General features: G+C 65.3%; 12 protein-coding genes and 3 tRNA genes. 9 read left to right on the top strand and 6 right to left on the bottom strand.

Annotated features, from left to right (window positions below; translation table 11 throughout):
• Nucleotides 1-17 precede the first annotated feature (17 nt).
• On the top strand, nucleotides 18-1,340 hold the full coding sequence (locus EDF58_RS03375; protein ID WP_132262655.1) for an ectonucleotide pyrophosphatase/phosphodiesterase: 1,323 nt from the start codon (nucleotides 18-20) through the stop codon (nucleotides 1,338-1,340).
• Here the strand turns inward: EDF58_RS03375 and EDF58_RS03370 are convergent.
• Both EDF58_RS03370 and mutL read right to left on the bottom strand, forming a co-directional pair.
• Nucleotides 1,324-1,815 (bottom strand): hypothetical protein, encoded by a 492-nt coding sequence (locus tag EDF58_RS03370; RefSeq protein WP_132262653.1) that lies wholly within the window; start codon nucleotides 1,813-1,815, stop codon nucleotides 1,324-1,326. The genes EDF58_RS03375 and EDF58_RS03370 overlap by 17 nt on opposite strands.
• Nucleotides 1,815-3,650 (bottom strand): DNA mismatch repair endonuclease MutL, encoded by a 1,836-nt coding sequence (mutL, locus tag EDF58_RS03365; protein ID WP_132262651.1) that lies wholly within the window; start codon nucleotides 3,648-3,650, stop codon nucleotides 1,815-1,817. Before mutL ends, EDF58_RS03370 begins: the two co-directional genes overlap by 1 nt.
• A gap of 307 nt (nucleotides 3,651-3,957) precedes the next feature.
• Between mutL and EDF58_RS03360 the strand changes: the two genes are divergently transcribed.
• The 8 genes from EDF58_RS03360 to EDF58_RS03325 all read left to right on the top strand — a co-directional run bounded on the left by EDF58_RS03360 (nucleotide 3,958) and on the right by EDF58_RS03325 (nucleotide 10,183).
• Nucleotides 3,958-5,004, top strand: coding sequence for a rod shape-determining protein (locus EDF58_RS03360; RefSeq protein ID WP_132262650.1), 1,047 nt, complete (start codon nucleotides 3,958-3,960; stop codon nucleotides 5,002-5,004).
• 132 nt (nucleotides 5,005-5,136) lie between these two features.
• A complete protein-coding gene (gene mreC, locus EDF58_RS03355) occupies nucleotides 5,137-6,024 on the top strand; it encodes a rod shape-determining protein MreC (RefSeq protein WP_132262648.1) in 888 nt (295 codons plus the stop codon).
• Entirely contained in the window at nucleotides 6,024-6,572 is a 549-nt protein-coding gene (locus tag EDF58_RS03350) for a rod shape-determining protein MreD (protein ID WP_132262646.1), read from the top strand. The genes mreC and EDF58_RS03350 overlap by 1 nt, the downstream gene beginning before the upstream one ends.
• Nucleotides 6,569-8,677, top strand: a complete 2,109-nt coding sequence (mrdA, locus tag EDF58_RS03345; RefSeq protein WP_132262644.1) for a penicillin-binding protein 2 — start codon at nucleotides 6,569-6,571, stop codon at nucleotides 8,675-8,677. Before EDF58_RS03350 ends, mrdA begins: the two co-directional genes overlap by 4 nt.
• Nucleotides 8,677-9,789 (top strand): rod shape-determining protein RodA, encoded by a 1,113-nt coding sequence (rodA, locus tag EDF58_RS03340; RefSeq protein WP_132264083.1) that lies wholly within the window; start codon nucleotides 8,677-8,679, stop codon nucleotides 9,787-9,789. The genes mrdA and rodA overlap by 1 nt, the downstream gene beginning before the upstream one ends.
• A 113-nt stretch (nucleotides 9,790-9,902) precedes the next feature.
• A tRNA-Lys gene (locus EDF58_RS03335) sits at nucleotides 9,903-9,978 on the top strand.
• A gap of 25 nt (nucleotides 9,979-10,003) precedes the next feature.
• Nucleotides 10,004-10,079 (top strand) — tRNA-Lys (locus EDF58_RS03330).
• Nucleotides 10,080-10,107: 28 nt separating this feature from the next.
• A tRNA-Lys gene (locus EDF58_RS03325) sits at nucleotides 10,108-10,183 on the top strand.
• Nucleotides 10,184-10,265: 82 nt separating this feature from the next.
• Here EDF58_RS03325 and EDF58_RS03320 read toward each other — a convergent pair.
• The 4 genes from EDF58_RS03320 to EDF58_RS03305 form a co-directional block, all read right to left on the bottom strand.
• Nucleotides 10,266-10,607 carry a PilZ domain-containing protein gene (locus EDF58_RS03320; protein WP_132262642.1) on the bottom strand — a complete coding sequence of 114 codons (342 nt, stop codon included), beginning with the start codon at nucleotides 10,605-10,607 and terminating at the stop codon, nucleotides 10,266-10,268.
• 75 nt (nucleotides 10,608-10,682) lie between these two features.
• Nucleotides 10,683-10,892: a hypothetical protein gene (locus EDF58_RS03315; RefSeq protein WP_132262640.1), complete on the bottom strand. Its 210-nt coding sequence runs from the start codon at nucleotides 10,890-10,892 to the stop codon at nucleotides 10,683-10,685.
• Nucleotides 10,892-15,160, bottom strand: coding sequence for a translocation/assembly module TamB domain-containing protein (locus EDF58_RS03310; RefSeq protein WP_132262638.1), 4,269 nt, complete (start codon nucleotides 15,158-15,160; stop codon nucleotides 10,892-10,894). Before EDF58_RS03310 ends, EDF58_RS03315 begins: the two co-directional genes overlap by 1 nt.
• Complete coding sequence (locus tag EDF58_RS03305; protein WP_132262636.1) at nucleotides 15,160-17,511, bottom strand: BamA/TamA family outer membrane protein; 2,352 nt, start codon at nucleotides 17,509-17,511, stop codon at nucleotides 15,160-15,162. The genes EDF58_RS03310 and EDF58_RS03305 overlap by 1 nt, the downstream gene beginning before the upstream one ends.
• Nucleotides 17,512-17,554: the final 43 nt, after the last annotated feature.

Genomic DNA, 17,554 nt, shown 5'->3' with positions numbered 1-17,554 from the left:
GCGCTAGTGGCGCCGTCATGAAAAGACTCGTCCCCCTGTTCGGTGCGCTGGCCCTGCTGGCCGGCCCCGTTCTCGCCGATCCTGCCCTCACCCGACCTGCCAGCACTTGGCCTGCCGACAAACCCGCCGCGGAAGTCCGTGAGCCGGTGGTGATCCTCGTCTCGATCGACGGTTTCAGGGCCGATTATCTCGACCGCGGGATTACACCGCATCTCTCGGCGCTGGCGGCCAGCGGCATCAGCGCGGCCATGCGCCCCTCGTTCCCGAGCAAGACTTTCCCCAATCACTGGGCCATCGCCACCGGAAAAGTGCCCGACCGCAACGGCATCATCGCCAACGGCTTCGAGGATCCCGCTCATCCCGGCGAGAAGTTCACGATGTCGAGCGACGAACCTTACTGGTGGGATGAGGCGGAACCGATCTGGGTGACGGCCGAGAAGTCCGGCATCCGAACCGCAACGATGTTCTGGCCGGGATCGAACGTCGCCTGGGGCGGCACTTTGGTGACCGAGCCGCACAAGACGATCAGCGGCGGAACCCGGCCGAGCGACTGGCAGCAATTCAACGGCGCGGTATCGCCGGTCCAGCGCGTCGATGCCGTGATCGACTGGTTGCGCCGCCCGGCAGCGAAACGCCCGAAGCTGGTGACCCTCTACTTCGACCAGGTCGATACAGCGGGCCATCGCTACGGACCCGGCGACAGCCAGACCGACGCGGCCATCGCCGATGTCGACGGCGATATCGGCCTCCTTCTTGCGGGCCTTCGCGAACTTGGGCAGCCCGCCAACCTGATCGTCGTGGCCGATCACGGCATGGCCGCCATTTCCAGCGAACGGACCATCGCCCTCGATGCGGTTGCCGACCCTTCGCTCTACAAGCTGGGCGATACCGGCCCGTTTGCGGGCATCACACCGACCGAAGGCAACGAACAGAGGCTGGCCGCCGCGCTGCTGAAACCGCACGAACACATGTCATGCTGGCGCAAGCAGGACATCCCGGCGCGCTTCCATTACGGCAGCAACCCCCGCATCGCGCCGTATTTCTGCCTGGCGGAAATCGGCTGGCAGATCGCAGCCAAGCCGCCGGAGAAGGCGTCGACCGGCGGAACCCATGGCTATGACAATGCCGCGCCCGAGATGGCCGCGCTCTTCATCGCCGCCGGACCGGCCTTCAGGCCGAAGGGCAAGTTGGCCCCGTTCGACAATGTCGACATCGCGCCGCTCCTGCGCGACCTCCTGAAGCTGCCCCCGGCAGCCGACGGCGACGGCAACGACGCGCCATTCCGCGGCACTCTGGCGAAGCCGGGCAGAGACCAAGCTCCCCTCAGCGGTGGCAGGTAACCACGCCTTCCGACATGAAGGCGACCCGTTCCTGGGCATCGTGCAAGATCAGCTTCGCCGGCCAATGGGTGGTATCCGAGCCGCCGCTCTTGTCGGGCAGGCTCACCAGGTCGACCCAACTGGCCAGCCCGACATAAGTGGAGCGCGCGTTGCCCGGCAACTGCGCGCTTTCCACTTTGGCGGCATAGCGCTTGAGGTCCCCGGCGACGCGCAGGAATCCCTCGTCGGCATTGGCGATGAAGGTCGGGTCCTTTTCGCCCGGCTTGCGGAAGGAGCATCCCGGCTTGTCCAGCCCATAACGCGCAATGTCGATCTCGGTGATGGCATGGGGAATGATCGGCTTGAACGGCTCCTTGCTCATCCGCTCGACCATGGCCACGTCGTGCGCGTTCTCTACCGCCTCGCGCTGCGGATCTTCCTGTCCGCAAGCTGAGAGCAGAACGAAAGGAGCCAGCGCAAGGATCGGTTTTCGCATCATTTTCGCCCGAACAGTTTTTCGATATCCTGATGAGCCAGTTTAACCCACGTCGGGCGTCCATGGTTGCATTGGCCCGAGCGCGGCGTGCGCTCCATTTCCCGCAACAGGGCATTCATTTCCGCGACCGAGAGCGAGCGACCGGCCCGGACCGAGCCGTGGCAGGCCATTGTCGCCAGCACCAGCTCCAGCTTCTCACCCAGAAGCAGGGCGTCTCCGTTTTTCGCAAGATCGTCGGCCACGTCGCGCACGAGCGCGTGGACATCGGATTTGCCCAGGACGGACGGCACCGCGCGCACCAGCATGGCACCCGGCCCGAACCGTTCGAGCGCGAGGCCGAATTGCGCCAGGTCGGCGATCTTCTCTTCCAGCGCATCGCAGGCGGCCTCTCCCAGTTCCACGACTTCCGGAAGCAGAAGCGCCTGGGAGCGAGACATCGCATCTTCCGCGCCGGCCGCCTTGAGCCGCTCCAGCACGAGCCGCTCATGCGCGGCATGCTGATCGACGATGACCAGGCCATCGGCCGCCTCCGCCACGATGTAAGTCTCCGCGACCTGGCCGCGGGCCACGCCGAGCGGATACTTCAAAGCCTCATCGGCAGCCTCGGACGCAGGCTCGGCGCGCCCGGAAGGCTGCGCCATGACCTGCTCCTCGTAAGAGCGCCATGCGGCCCCGGTTTCGGAAACCCGGTCCGCTGCCGGTCGAAACTCCGAACGGGCGGGCGACGACGAGGAAGAGGGAGCGTACTCCCGGGCAAACAGCGAACCGAGCGAAGGTGCAGGAGCGGCAACCGGCTCCACCTGCCACATGCCCATGGCCGCCGCGGAGGCCGGTTGCGCGCTCCGCTGACCGGACGATTCGAGGGCATGACGCAAGGCGCCGACCAGAAAACCGCGGATGAACGCAGGATCGCGAAACCGCACTTCCGTCTTGGCGGGATGGACGTTGACGTCCACTTCCTCTGGCGGAATGTCGAGGAACAGCGCCAGCACGGCATGGCGATCCCGCGCCAGCATGTCGGAATAGGCGCCGCGCACGGCTCCCACCAGCAGGCGATCCTTCACTGGCCGGCCATTGACGAACAGGTATTGATGATCGGCGACACCGCGATTGTAAGTGGGAAGACCGGCGACGCCGGTGAGCCGTGCCGACCCGCGCTCAGCATCGATCAGCACGCCGTCGTCCGCCAGTTCGCGTGCCACGAGCCGGGCCACGCGAGAAGCCAGCTCTTCGCGCGGCTGCACGGCAATCGCCCGGCGGCCGTCATGCTCCAGGACGAAGCCGATGTCCGGCCGGGCCATGGCCAGACGGCGCACCACATCCTGGCAAGCCGCATATTCCGAGCGCGCCGAACGCAGGAACTTGCGCCGGGCCGGGACTTTGCCGAAGAGATCCTCCACCCGTATCCGCGTTCCCGGCGGCAGCGCGGCGGGGCTGTCCACCGTCACGATCCCGTGATCGACGACGCGCTTCCAGCCCTCTTCCGATTCGTGCGGGCGGCTTTCTATGGTCAGCCGCGCGACGGATCCGATCGACGGCAGCGCCTCTCCCCGAAAGCCCAGCGTCGCCACCAGCTCGATATGCTCGTCCGGCAACTTGGAAGTGGCGTGGCGTTCCAGCGCCAGGGCGATCTGGTCCGGCACCATGCCGCAGCCGTCATCAGTCACTTCAATGAGGTCCAGGCCGCCGGCGGACAAGCGCACGGTGATCTGGGTGGAGCCGGCGTCGATCGCGTTCTCCACCAACTCCTTCAGCGCGGACGCGGGCCTTTCCACCACTTCGCCGGCCGCTATGCGGTTGACGAGATGTTCGGGAAGACGGCGGATCGTGGGCATCGGGCACTCTTTCGCAAGTGGCCTTGCTCAGGCCTTGGGCTTCGCGTCATCCAGGTACGAGCCTAGGCCACCGACGGGCCGGCCCGGACGCGGGGCGTCCATGGCACCGCGATCTCGAAGCGATCCAAACACTAGCGGTGAACCGCATGGAATTCGAGACGGGCTTCTGACGATTCCCCCATGAAATCGACACAAATTTTTGGCGTTTCGCGAATCGATGGGCTAAGGGGTCCCCTTCCATGCCAACCTGCCCTTCGCTCCATGGGGATTCCCTGTGACAAGCGCCGGGAAAGACAACGGATTACTGATGGCCTCGCCCTTCTCGCGATTCTTCAAACTCGGCTCACAGAACATGGCGATCGACCTTGGGACCGCCAACACGCTCGTCTACGTTCAGGACCGCGGAATCGTGCTGAACGAGCCCTCGGTGGTGGCCATCGAGACGCTCAACGGCGTGAAGAAGGTCAAGGCCGTCGGTGACGACGCCAAGATGATGATGGGCAAGACGCCCGACAACATCGAAGCCATCCGCCCGCTTCGCGACGGCGTCATCGCCGACATCGAGATCGCGGAAGAGATGATCAAGCACTTCATCCGCAAGGTGCACGGCAAGAAGAACCTGTTCCGCTACCCGGAAATCGTGATCTGCGTGCCCTCGGGCTCGACTTCGGTGGAACGCCGCGCGATTCGCGATGCCGCTTCGAACGCCGGCGCCAGCCAGGTCTACCTGATCCTCGAACCGATGGCCGCTGCGATCGGCGCCGACATGCCCGTCACCGAGCCGGTCGGCTCGATGGTCGTCGACATCGGCGGTGGCACCACCGAAGTCGCCGTGCTCTCGCTGCGCGGCCTCGCCTACACCACTTCGGTGCGCGTCGGCGGTGACAAGATGGACGAATCGATCGTTTCCTACGTGCGTCGCCATCACAATCTCCTGATTGGAGATGCCACGGCAGAGCGCATCAAGAAGGACTACGGCATCGCCGTCATGCCCGCAGACGGCATCGGCGAAACGATCCACATCAAGGGCCGCGACCTCGTGAACGGCGTGCCGAAGGAGATCACCATCTCCCAGGCGAACGTTGCCGAAGCGCTGGCAGAACCGATCGGCGCCATCGTCGAGGGCGTTCGCATAGCGCTTGAGAATACCGCGCCCGAACTGGCGGCCGATATCGTCGACCAGGGCATCGTGCTCACCGGCGGCGGCGCCCTGATCCAGGGCCTGGACGATTACTTGCGCGAGGAAACCGGCCTTCCGGTCAGCGTCGCCGAAGACCCGCTTTCCTGCGTCGCGCTCGGCACCGGCCGCGCGATGGAAGATCCGGTCTATCGCGGCGTGCTGATGTCCGCCTGAATTTCGCGCGGAGCGGCCGGTGCCCATGGCACCGCCGCTCCGTCCGATTCCCGGCGGCCTCGTCGTCGGCATTATTGACGGCCGCGCGGCAGTCCAAGGACGGCGCCGCCCCTACGAAGGAGTGCATGGCGCATGGCGCCGCCCGTAAACAGGCGCTCCAGCTATTCGCGTCGGGCGCAATACACCACGTTCCTCAGTTACACCGCAGGCGTGCTTGGCGCCGTGGTCGGACTGGCGCTCGTCGTGATCTCGCTCGTCAATCCGGAATTCTTCTCCACCCTCCGCGGATTGGCGGACGACGCGACCGAACCGGCCGCGCAAGTCTCCGCCGGTGGACGCGATCTCGGACGCGATGCCTGGGCCAACCTCTCCGGATTCTTCCATTCCGGAAGCGAACACGCGCGCGTCGAGCGTGAACTCGGTGAAGCCAAAGTGCGCCTTGTGGAAGCAAAGGCGGCGATGGCGGAGAACAAGCGGCTGAAGGACCTGATGGGGCTGTCCGAGCAGGACGGCGGCGCGGTCACTTATGCCCGGCTCACGGCCTCCACCAGCGCCAGTTCGCGCCGCTACGCCACGCTCGGCGCGGGGCGCGACCGCAATGTGACCTCCGGCATGCCGGTGCGCTCGCAGATGGGCCTCGTCGGCCGCGTGCTGGAAGTCGGCTCGTCGAGCGCGCGAGTCCTGTTGGTTACCGACAGTGAAAGCGTCGTGCCGGTCCGCCGCGCAGCCGACGGCGTACCGGCCTTCGCGCAAGGCAACGGCGACGGCACCTTGCGCATCCGCCTCATCAACCTGGGCATCAACCCGCTCAAGAAGGGCGATGTGCTGGTAACCTCGGGCTCGGGCGGCCTTTACCGCCCCGGCACGCCCATGGCGATCGTGACCGACCTGATCCGCGACGGCGCCATCGCCCGCGTCTTGAGCAATCCCTCGGACACCGATTACGTGATGGTCGAAAAGAGCTGGGCGCCCCCCGCGCCCCCTCCCCCGGCAAACGACGGTACGGTCAAGAAACGCTGATGTTCCAGCGCAGCGCCTCCCGCTCCACCTCCCGGCAGCGCATCAACCATGCGCCTTCGCGGATTCTCGCCAGGGGATTCCCCTGGCTGACGATCATGCTGGGTTCGGTGGTGCCGGGCTGGTTCCTGATCGCCTCGGCGCCGGTCATGCCGCCGCTCGGCTTCCTGATCTACCTCGGCTGGCGGCAATTGCGCCCCGGCCTTCTGCCGATCTGGGCCGGCCTGCCGCTCGGCCTGTTCGACGATCTGTTCTCCGGCCAGCCCTTCGGCTGCGCGGTTCTGCTCTGGTCGGTCACCGCGATCGTTCTCGAGATCGTGGAACTGCGCCTTCCCTGGCGCAATTTCGTGACCGAATGGCTCATGGCCATGGGCCTGATCGTCGCCTATATATTCCTCTGCCTCGCCTTCGCGAACATCGCGGGCGCGTCGTCTCCCATTCGTGTCATCGTGCCGCAGGTCGTTATCTCTGTGCTTTCCTATCCGCTCGTCGGTCGAGTCGTTGCCATGTTCGATCGGATCCGGCTCGCGCCGATCGTGCTCCTGCGATGAAGATCAGCTTCAAGCGCTTCTTTCCGCAACGCCACGTCAGCGCGGGCACGCTTCGAAACAGTTTCGACCGGCGCAGCATCGTTCTGGGATCGATCCAGGGCGGCGTCGGCGTGCTGCTGGCGGCTCGCCTCGGCTATCTGGCGATTGCCCAGAACGCGAAATACGAGCTTCAGGCCGAGAGTAACCGCGTCAACCTGTCGCTGATACCGCCTCGCCGCGGCTGGATACTCGATCGCCACGGCACGCCGCTGGCTTCGAACCGCGCGGACTTCCGTGTCGACCTCATTCCGGAACGCGTTCAGGACGCGCCGCACACGATCCAGACGCTGGGCAAACTGCTCAACCTGACGCCGATCGCGATGCAGGACCTGGAGGACAAGCTGGAACGCGCCCGGCGATTCGCGCCGGTCGAAGTCGCCAGCGGTCTCGACTGGGATACGTTCGCGGCTGTCAGCGTGCGTTTGCCCGACCTTCCGGGCGTCGTCACCCAGCGCGGTTTCTCGCGGTTCTACCCGCAGGGTCCTTCGGTTGGGCACTTGATCGGCTATGTCGGCCCCGCCTCGGCGGAAGAGTATGAAAAGGACCGTGACCCGGTTCTGATCACGCCGGGCTACAAAGTGGGCAAGGACGCGCTCGAGAAGTTCTACGAGAAGGACTTGCGCGGCAAACCCGGCGCCCGCCGTGTCGAAGTCACCGCTTCGGGCCGGATCGTGCGCGATCTCGACACGCGCGAGGACGTTCCCGGCAAGACGCTGAAGCTCACCATCGACGCCGACATTCAGGACTACGCCTCCCGGCGAATCGGCCCCGAATCGGCGGCCGTCGTAGTGATGGACTGCCAGACCGGCGACATCCTCGCGATGTGCTCGATGCCCAGCTTCGACCCCAACAGCTTTTCCGATGGTATCGGCCGTCTCGAATGGAAGATGCTGTCGGACGACGACCATGTGCCGCTGCGCAACAAAGTGCTGCGCGGGCTCTATCCGCCGGGCTCGACCGTCAAGCCGATGGTCGCGCTGTCCTTCATGGAAGCCGGGCTGGACCCTAACGAATCGGTGTTCTGCGGCGGCGGTCTGCGCGTGGGCAACCGCGTGTTCCACTGCTGGAACCACCGCGGTCACGGCCAGGTCAACATGGCCAAGGGCATCTACCAGAGCTGCGACGTCTATTTCTATCACTTCGCCCAGCGAATCGGCATGGACCCGATCGCGGCGATGGCCGGCCGGCTCGGCCTTGGCCATGACTTCCCGCTGCCGGTCTCGGGCCAGTCCTACGGCACGGTGCCGAACCCGGCCTGGAAGCTGAAGAAATACGGCAAGGAATGGCAGACCTTCGATACGGTCAATGCCACGATCGGTCAGGGCTACTTCCTGGTCAATCCGCTGCAACAGGTGATCCAGGCTTCCCGTCTGGCCAGCGGCAGGATCATCATGCCGCGCCTGGTTCACGGGCACGAGCAGGAAGTCGCGCCCTCGCTCGGCATTCCCGACGATCACCTTGCTTATGTGCGGCAGGCCATGTCCGATGTTGCCAATGGCCCGGGCTCCGCGCCTCACGCACGCCTGCCGTTCCCGGATATCAAGCTCGCCGGCAAGACCGGTACGGCGCAAGTCGTCGGCCTCAACGTCGGCAGCGGCAAAGGCGGCCTCTGGAAGCATCGCGACCACGGCCACTTCATCTGCTTCGCGCCGTTCGACAATCCGCGCTTTGCCTGTTCGGTCGTGGTGGAGCACGGCGGCGGTTCCGGATCGGCCTATCCCATCGCCCGCGACGTGCTGACGTACGTCTTCGACAAGCAGAAGGGCATGGATGTCCTGACCGAACTGGAGAAGAAGTGGGGCGGCACGCCCAAGGAGCGGCTCGAGGCGCGCTACCGCACTTACTCCGCGCAATATGGCGTAGGTGCTCCCGCCGTTTCGGCCGAGGAGGAAAACCGCAAGCTCCAGGGCGACGACGCTCCGCAGGATCCGGCACAGCCGATCGTGCGCGATGCCGCTTCTCCCGCGCCTGAGCCCGATGCGGCCGATCAGCCCGCGGCCCCGGCGCCTGCAGCCACGCCTTCGCCAACCCCTGCCCCGGGTAATTCCGGAGGGAATCCGCAATGATCACGCGATCGATCGTTCCCGACGCCATCGCCCGGCAACCGTGGCACATGCTGATCCCCCTGGCCGGGCTGGTGTCGCTGGGGGCGGCAGTTCTCTATTCGGCGGCGGGCGGCAGCCTGCAACCTTACGCGCTCAGCCATGTCATGCGATTCGTGATCTTCCTGGGCATGGCGATCGTCATCTCCCGGTTCAGCCGCGATTTCTTCCGCATGGCGGCCTATCCGGTCTACGGCGCAATCGTCGTGCTGCTCGTGCTTGTCGAGGCCATCGGCGCCGTTGGTGGCGGTAGCCAGCGCTGGCTCAACCTGGGGTTCATGACGCTTCAGCCGTCCGAACTGATGAAACCGGCCATCGTCCTCGTCCTGGCGCGTTTCTACGAGACCTTGCCCCATGCCATGACCGCCAGTTGGCGCGGTCTCGTACCGGCAGGCGTCCTGATCGGCATTCCCGCGCTCTTCGTGATGATCCAACCCGATCTCGGCACGGCCCTGGCGATCTGCTTCGGCGGCGCGGTGACGATGTTCCTGGCCGGCCTGCCACTGTCCTGGTTCATCGGCGCGGGCATGACCGGCGCCATCGCCGCGCCGATCGCCTTCTTCACCCTGCTGCACGACTATCAGCGAAACCGCGTACTGGTGTTCCTCGACCCCGAAAGCGATCCGCTAGGAACGGGCTATCACATCACTCAGTCCAAGATCGCGATCGGATCCGGCGGGTTCTTCGGCAAGGGATTCGGCAACGGATCGCAAAGCCACCTGCAATACCTGCCCGAATCGCATACCGACTTCGTCTTCGCGACGATGGCCGAGGAATGGGGCATGCTCGGCGGTCTCTTCGTGCTCTTCGTCTTTGCAGTCGTGCTGTCGTGGGGTCTGCGCGTCGCCAGGCGCGCGCCCGATCGGTTCTCCAGCCTGCTAGCGGCCGGCATGGCGGCGACGATCTTCTTCTACGTCGCCATCAACCTGATGATGGTCATGGGCCTGGCCCCGGTGGTGGGGATTCCCCTGCCCTTCATGAGCCATGGCGGCACCTCGATGCTCACCAACATGATCTGCCTCGGCACGCTGATGGCTGTGAACCGGTGGAATCGGCGTCCCGGATCAATCTCGTAAAATAAGTCGAATTTTCCGCTTCCCATCCTCAAAACAGACGCTATAGGAGCCTCTCCGCCGCCGGGGAGGTCCACCAAGACTTCCCGCAAAGGCAGCCCAGGTCAGGGCAGTGTGGACGCATAGCTCAGTTGGTAGAGCAGCTGACTCTTAATCAGCGGGTCCTTGGTTCGAGCCCAAGTGCGTCCACCATTCCTGTCCTTACGCGGAAACGCGTGGACGCATAGCTCAGTTGGTAGAGCAGCTGACTCTTAATCAGCGGGTCCTTGGTTCGAGCCCAAGTGCGTCCACCATTTCCGTACCTTACGCGGCAACGCGTGTGGACGCATAGCTCAGTTGGTAGAGCAGCTGACTCTTAATCAGCGGGTCCTTGGTTCGAGCCCAAGTGCGTCCACCACCGCCTTCTCCCACCTTTCAAAGCGATAGCCCGGTTGTAGCGGATATTCCCTACAGCAGCGTCACACACCGGCGTGTTGTCGTCACGCCTGGGTTGTCGATGCCGCCCGGCGCGTTACCGGGATGCCGTAAAGCCGCGCGAGATCCTCGATGGATTGCCGGCGAACCGGTGCCAGGAACTCCAGGCCCACCCGGCCATCGCGCACCCAGCGCACTTCCGCCTCGATCGCCTTGAGATTGGCCATGCGCAGTGCGACGCGCTGGGTGACGACGAAATCGCCGTCATTCCCCACGATGCAGCAGCCGCCTTCTGAGATGTCGGCCAACTCCACGCCGAAGACGTGCCAGCTGGACTTGCGGCAACGTGCCTCAAGCAGGACGTGATGGCGCGGATTGAGCCTTCCGCAATCGTCCCTTACCTGCATTGTCACTCCTGTTGGCAGCCAAGGGAGGACCCCTAGCAGCCACAGGTAAACCGCAGGTTGCCTCCCGAGTGGTTTCTAGCGGGCTTCTGGATTGCCTGACGCTTGCGTGCCTGCCTGAAGACCGCCGGCCTGCGACGTTGCCGAGGCGGAGATCTGGGCATCGATCTCCTTGGCACGCTGGCTGACTTTCTCGCTGGCAGCGTCGTAGCGTTCCTCGAAGCTCGGTTCCTTGTGGCAGGCGGCGAGCATCGCCAGACCTGCCAACGCCATCACACCTCGCCGCATCAGTAATCCTTCTTGATGCGGATGTTGAGGCTGTTCACGCCCGAACCGCCGGCCTGGCTCAGTACCGACAGCCACTTCGTCACGCTGACCTCGAGCTGGGTGGCGGTGAAGCCGCGCGCGTCGGTAATCAGCTCGACGTAGATATCGTCCGTCAGATACTGGCCTGCCGCAAGCGCAGTACCGCGCCCACTGGCCTCATCGGGGCTCAGGATGCGCAGGCGGTCGATGCCTGCGGCCGAACGCAGCTTGCCGAGCGGGTTGATGCCGCCGCCGGTGGCCCGCAGCGAGTTGAGCGACGATGCCAGTTGCACCGCCTGGATCGCCGACAGGTTCTCGATGGAACTGCCGAAGAGGATGCGCGAGAGCACTTCGTCCTGCGGCAGCGCCGGAACCGAGCTGAACTCGATCTGCGGATTGTAGGCCCGGCCGCTGACGGTGACCGTAACTTCGACATCCTCGATCGATTCAGTGGCCGTGATGGCCACGGTGGGATCGATCGTCTGGCCGCCGTTGAACGAGATCAGGCCGTCGGACAGTTCGAAGGACTTGCCGGCAAAGCCCAGGGTACCTCGCACCAGTTTGACCTCACCGGCCATGCTGGGCGCGGAACTCGTGCCACTCAGGCGGAAATCGGCGCTCCATTCGGATTCCAGGCCCATTCCCGAGACATAGAGCTTTTCCGGAGCCCGCAGACGCAAGTCCAGCCTGACGGAGGAGAAGGCGCTGCTGATCTGCGCCGCCTGCTCGTCGCCCGAGACGCGGGTCGGTCCGGAGCGAGGCTTGAAGCGCACGCCGGTGAGATGCGGCACGTCGACCGCGCCCTGGCGGACGATCTCGTAGCGCGTTTCCGGCAGGCGCAAGTCGCCTGTCAGCAGTGCCGTTTCGCCTGCGCGCTTGGTCAGGTTGAGAGTGCCGGTGGCGCTGGCCGAAAGCGAATCGCTGCGGGCTAGCCGCGCGCCGTTCAGCTTCACGTTGAGATCCATCGGATAGCCCGCGTCCGAAGCGAGGCTGAGGCGTCCGTTGGCGCTCACCGTGCCGCTGCCGGCATTGGCGTTCAGCGAGGTCAGTTCGAACGAGTTGCCGCTGAATTTACCGTCCAGCGTCATGTTGGTGAGGCGGGTGCCGAAGGCCTGATATTCATAGGTCAGGTCCTTGCCCTTGACGAGACCGGTGATGCACGGGTCCGAGACGCGGCACGAGAAGTCCGCCGCCAGCCCGACCGATCCGGTGAGGGTCTGCCCCGGCTGCCCCGCGAAGGAAAACAGCGTGTCGGCCGGTCCGTTGTAGCGGATGCCGCCGCCCAGTGGCGCCTGCAGCAGACGCGTGGTCCAGGCGCCCTCGCCCGGAGGCAGCGGGCGCAAGCTGGCGACCAGGCGGCCGATCACGCTGCCCTGCTTCCGGAACACCGCGCGGGCCTCGCCGCCATCGGGCAGCAGCTTGCCGACGAAATTGATGTCGACCGGCTGGCTCACCGTGCTGGAACTGGTGCGGGTGAAGTTCACCAGGCTCATGCGGGCATCGGCGCGCGGGAAGGCCGTGGAACTGGCCTGCTCGAAATCGAAGCTGCCGCTGGCCTTGCCGCCCAAGCCGTAGCCGGGAACGAAAGCGTTCACGAGTGCGACGTCGACATTTTCGAGCCGGCTCTGGATCTTCATGCCGGCGCCGTAAGTGCCGGCGATCTTGGCCGTACCCGATCCGAAGGCAATGGTGGTGGGCAGAAGCTCGTAGCCGCCGTCCTTGGGAACGATCCGCGCCGGGGACTGCGTGTTGAGCTGGAGCCCGCGCACACGCCCCTGCAAGGCCACACGCCAGAGTTCCGGCGTGAGATCGGCATTGAGGGCGACACGGAACGGCACGCCGCTCACGCCTTCGACCAAGCCCTTGGCCTTGCCGCGTCCATCGCGGTAATCGACCAGGACGCGCGCGGCGGCGATGTCCACGGCACCGAACGAAGTACCTGCCAATTGTGCGTCCGCGACGACGCTGGGCTTGTCGTAGAGCACCGCGCGGCCGTCGACGATGGCCGAACCGATCGTGAGGTTTGCCGGTCCGGGGAAGACCGCGTCCTTGGCGCGCAAGTTGAAATCGACGGCCTGGTACTTGCCCTCGGCATCGAGCTGCAAGGCGCCGCCGATGCCGTTGCCGGTCGCGGTCAACTGGCCTGCGAAAGGCCCGGCCTTGGTCTGGACCATCCGGCCGGCGAAGGCGACACCTGAAAGATCTGCGCTGTTGATGTCGACTGACAGCTGCGAGCCCATGCCGAGCGATACGTCCGCCTTGAGCGGGCCGTAGTCAGTATCGCCGGTCATGTCGAAGCGGTAGCCGCCGCGAATGCCGGTGATGCGGGCATCGAGGTTCGCCAGACCGATGCCGAGGCCCGGCCGCTCGGCCGTGACATGAGCGTCGGGGTTGGCGATGGTGCCGGTCACGCGCACGCCGATGGCGCCGTAGCGACTGGAACTGCCGCGCGCTGCGAGGGAAATACGGCCATTGGGCGACCAGCTCCCCTGCCCGCCGCTGACCTTCAACTCAGGGGCATTCAACTGCAGCGAGGAGAAGCGCACGACGCCGTCCGGTCCATAGTGGACCCGCGACGAGGCCGCGAAATTGCCGCCCAGATACGTCTGCAGACTGTCGTTCAGCAATTTGGTGGACCGGGCACGCACGGTGCCATCGAGCGCAAAGCCGCTGCCCTCGCTCTTGAGGTCCATATTGGTGCGAATGTTGAAAATGCCGACGCTATCGAGCCGGTAATTGTCGATCTTTCCGTCGATCGCGCCGGTATAGAAGCCCTTGCTGACATCCGCGACGAGGATCAGCCCCGCATCGATGCGATCCGAGCGCAGCCGCATATTGTCGGAAAGGACACGGGCGCCGTCGATGGCGAGGTCTCCGTCCAGCCTGACATTGGCAAGCTGCCCGCCCGCCACGGTGTCGAGGCCGGTGATCCGCTGCACGCGCGCGGAGACGGGAATGAGGATCTTGTCCGAATCGACCCGTGCCGCACCGCTGGCGGTAAGGCGTTCGAGGCCCATGTCGTTCATCACCACGCGCGCGGCATTGATGCGATAGGCGACCTTGGGCGTCGTGAAGGCACCGTCCAGTGCCAGCGAAGCGGTCAGGCCCGCACCGCTGAGGTTGGGCGCGATGGCCGCCGGCTTCAACAGGGCGAAATCGAGCTTGAGGTCTTCGAAACTGTTGGACGACAGATCGACGATGCCGTTCGGCGCCAGCGTGAACGCATCGCTCCAGACGCGCCCCGTCACTTTCGCCCGCCGCTGGTCGAGCGCGGCGGTTATGTCGAGATTGGTGATCGGTCCCAGCAGGCTGGCGGTCGGTCCGGTTACGAGCCGGGCCACGCGGGTCGGGCCCTTGATCGTGAAGGTGCCGTCGCGCGCGGTGAGGTCGAGATTGGCCAAGTCGCCGCCGCCGAGATCGGCGTCCAGCTTGCCGTTCCAGGCTTTCCAGTCGCCCTTGCCGCCCAGCTTCAGGCGAAGCGGCTGCTTGAGGCCGCCCAGCGCGGCGATGACACCGCCGGTCGGCGCATCCAGATCGACATCGATGGCCAACCGGTTTTTCGCCGGTACCGCGTCGAGAATCAGGTTGAAGCGGTCTCCGCCCTGCTTGCCCTCGATGGCGATCGTGCCGCCCTTCGCCGTGACTTGCGCGCGGCCGTCGGAAATGTGGGCCTTGCCGTCGATGGTGACGATGCGGCGATTGCCGGAAACGGGCGGTTCGGCAATGAACCGGTCGATGCGCAGCTGCCCGATGTCGATGTCGATATCAGGCAAGAGCGGCGCGTTGCTTGGCGGGGTGGGTTTGAATTTCGGCGCCCGGCGCAGAACCATGCGCTGCGCGGTGGCGCTGCGCACGTCGACGTGATTGCTGAGATAGGCGAAGGGCCGCCAATCGACGTCGATTTCCGGCGAGAACAGGAACTCGCCTTGCGGGTCGCTCACCGAAAGGTCGTGCAAAGTCATTCGCCGGTATAGCGAACCCTCGATGCGGCCGACCTTGATCCGCATGCCGTTCTCGAACTGCAGTCCGGCGATCTGCTCGGCCACGAAGCGGTGGCCCGGGCCGGTGTCGATACCGAAGATGACGGCCGCGACCAGCACGACCGTGCCGAGGACGAGGCCGACGACCGTCTTCAGGGCGCGAATTCGCACCCGCCGCCATAGCGAAGGCCTGGGAGAAGCCTCTGCCGTGCCGGTCTCTGCCGTGTTTTCCGGTTCGTCGGCCGGGATCATGGTGTCATTGTCCGACATCAGAATGCCTGTCCGATCGAAACATAGAGATTGAAGCGAGACTCACCGGGCTGGCGGTTGATCGGCGTGGCGACGTCGAGACGCACCGGACCGAAATTGGTGTAGAAGCGGCCGCCGATGCCCACGCCGTAGCGCAAGTTGTTGAATTGCGGCATCGTCTCGCGATAGGCCTGACCGGCGTCCACGAATGCGACGACGCCGTAATTGCCGAAGCGATAGCGCGCCTCGACCGAGCCTTCGTTAAGGCTGCGGCCGCCCACGGCCGTGCCGTCCGGCGCCTGTTCGCCCAGCGCCTGATAGGCATAGCCGCGCACCGAACCACCGCCGCCCGCATAAAGACGGCGGGACGGCGCGATGTCGAACAGGCCGGCCCCTTGGATGGTGCCGAAGCGTACGCGCCCGGCCAGCACGAGGCTGTCCATCACCGGATAATAGGCCGAAGCATCGACACGCGCGCGAACGTAAGGATCGAAGCCGTTGCGAACGGTGGCTTCGGGCTGGATCAGCGTGGTCAGGCGATAGCCCTTGGTCGGATCGAGCAGGCTGTCGGTCTGATCGAGGCCGATCTGGCCATTGACGCCCGCCACATAATACAGCTTGCGGTCGCGGTCGCCCGTGGCGGGGTTGTAGTCGGTTTCCGCCGTGGCCAGGAACTCGACACCGAAGGCATAAGTATACTTCTTTTGCCAGATCGGCGTCGAATCCCGCGCGACACGGGCGGCAATGCGGCCGGTGTAGGCGCTGTAGGCGTCGTAATCGTTATGAAACGCCTCAGCCACGAGTTCGAACGTCCGGTCGCGCTTGCCCGCGTTGGAGCGACGGAAGGTGACGCCGGCGCCCTGCTGCCGCGTACCGGCGATGACCTTGCCGATCAGCGCGCCTTCCGGGGGGAACATGTTGCGGTGAGTCCAGGTCGCCTGGGCAGTGACGCCCTCGCCCGTGGCATAGCCTACCGAGCCTGCAATCGTGCGCGGCGGCCCGGCCGTCTGCTGGACGTGGAGCGTGACATATTCGGTATCGTCAGGCGCGGCGTCGCCGGTCTTGCGCGGCTCCACCGAGACGGTCGAGAACAGGCTCGTCGCCACCAGGGCCTTGCGCAAGTCGTCCACCTTGCGGCTGTCGTAAAGTTCGCCGCGCTTGAAGCGGGCGAGCACGCCAATGTGCTCGGCATCGAAAGCCTGCTTTCCGGCCGTCGTGAAGCCGCCGAAGCGGCCCCGCGGCCCGACATCCACCGGCAGGGTATAGACGCCCTCGGCGGTATCCTGGTCGAGCAGGATGTCCCGGTCGCCCACTTTGGCGAAGGCATAGCCGTTCTCAGGCAAGGCCAGTGCGACTTGCGCCTCGGCGCCCTGCACCCGCTCGGCGACGATCGGTTCGCCCACCTTGAGCGACAAGTTCTTGGCGATGAGGTCGCTGGGCACGGTGGGATCAGCCTTCACGACGATGTCCGAGAAGGAATAGCGCTTGCCGGGCACCACTTTGAGCACGGCGACCAGCGGCGGACCGTCGGTGCCGTCCGGCGTCCGTTCGACACGGGTGGTGACGATCGGGGAGTACCAGCCCTCGGAGGAGAGCACCGTCTGCATCAGCGTGGCGTCTTCGGTCAGGCGCGCATTGACCATGGCCAGGTTCGCAGCCTTGCCATCGCCCTTCTTGAGCGCCGAATGCGAGCGGAATTCGCTGCGCATGTCGGTCTCGGTATCGCCGTCCGCATCGTCCAGACCGTCGATCCGGGTCTGGTAGGCAACCTCGACTTCCTTGTTGTCGTCCTTCTTCTCGGCGAACTGGACCGGCGTCACTTCGAACTGGTCGATCGGCGGCAGCGGTGCGTTCAGTTCCGCATCGCGGACCGGAGCATCGCCGATTTCCTCGTTGGCATCGCCATCCGAAAGCGCGGGGTCACCCAAAGGCGCGGCCTGGCCTTCCTGCGGCTTGGCATCGGTCTGGTCGGAGGCCATGCGACGCTCGAAGGCTTCGATCGATTCAAGCGGCTTGTCGAGTTCGGGATCGTCCTGCGAATCGAGCTTCGGGATCGCCTGGTTGAATTCGTCGTCGGGGATGACCGGCTTCACCTCGGGCAAGGCGACATTGGCCGGCGGAGGCGGGATGACGAGCTTGCCGGCCTGCACCTGATCGTCGTCCGGCACCGAGGCCGTCTCAGCAGAGGCCCCTTTCTCGGCAGAGGACTGGGCCTCCGTACGCGACGTGGTCTGGACGGATGGGCGCCCCCCCTCGTCCTGCGCGCGTGCCGGAGCGACCGACAGCGCCAGAAGAACGGAAATCGTGGCAAGTCCCGCACCGTCGCGCAGCGAAAGGGAACAAGCCGGCTTTTGATCGATTAGCCAAGGCATGAGCAGCGCGATGTAACACCCCCTGTCGAGAATGGGCAACAGG

The organism is Novosphingobium sp. PhB57, assembly GCF_004342985.1.
GTDB lineage: Bacteria > Pseudomonadota > Alphaproteobacteria > Sphingomonadales > Sphingomonadaceae > Novosphingobium.
This window is presented reverse-complemented; position numbering and strand designations above follow the sequence as displayed.

What these genes read in the sequence shown, in the direction of transcription:
- EDF58_RS03375 (WP_132262655.1), top strand. Translation starts at nt 18, where the DNA reads ATGAAAAGACTCGTCCCCCTGTTCGGTGCGCTGGCCCTGCTGGCCGGC.
- EDF58_RS03370 (WP_132262653.1), bottom strand. Translation starts at nt 1,815, where the DNA reads ATGCGAAAACCGATCCTTGCGCTGGCTCCTTTCGTTCTGCTCTCAGCT.
- mutL (WP_132262651.1), bottom strand. Translation starts at nt 3,650, where the DNA reads ATGCCCACGATCCGCCGTCTTCCCGAACATCTCGTCAACCGCATAGCG.
- EDF58_RS03360 (WP_132262650.1), top strand. Translation starts at nt 3,958, where the DNA reads ATGGCCTCGCCCTTCTCGCGATTCTTCAAACTCGGCTCACAGAACATG.
- mreC (WP_132262648.1), top strand. Translation starts at nt 5,137, where the DNA reads ATGGCGCCGCCCGTAAACAGGCGCTCCAGCTATTCGCGTCGGGCGCAA.
- EDF58_RS03350 (WP_132262646.1), top strand. Translation starts at nt 6,024, where the DNA reads ATGTTCCAGCGCAGCGCCTCCCGCTCCACCTCCCGGCAGCGCATCAAC.
- mrdA (WP_132262644.1), top strand. Translation starts at nt 6,569, where the DNA reads ATGAAGATCAGCTTCAAGCGCTTCTTTCCGCAACGCCACGTCAGCGCG.
- EDF58_RS03320 (WP_132262642.1), bottom strand. Translation starts at nt 10,607, where the DNA reads ATGCAGGTAAGGGACGATTGCGGAAGGCTCAATCCGCGCCATCACGTC.
- EDF58_RS03315 (WP_132262640.1), bottom strand. Translation starts at nt 10,892, where the DNA reads ATGCGGCGAGGTGTGATGGCGTTGGCAGGTCTGGCGATGCTCGCCGCC.
- EDF58_RS03310 (WP_132262638.1), bottom strand. Translation starts at nt 15,160, where the DNA reads ATGTCGGACAATGACACCATGATCCCGGCCGACGAACCGGAAAACACG.
- EDF58_RS03305 (WP_132262636.1), bottom strand. Translation starts at nt 17,511, where the DNA reads ATGCCTTGGCTAATCGATCAAAAGCCGGCTTGTTCCCTTTCGCTGCGC.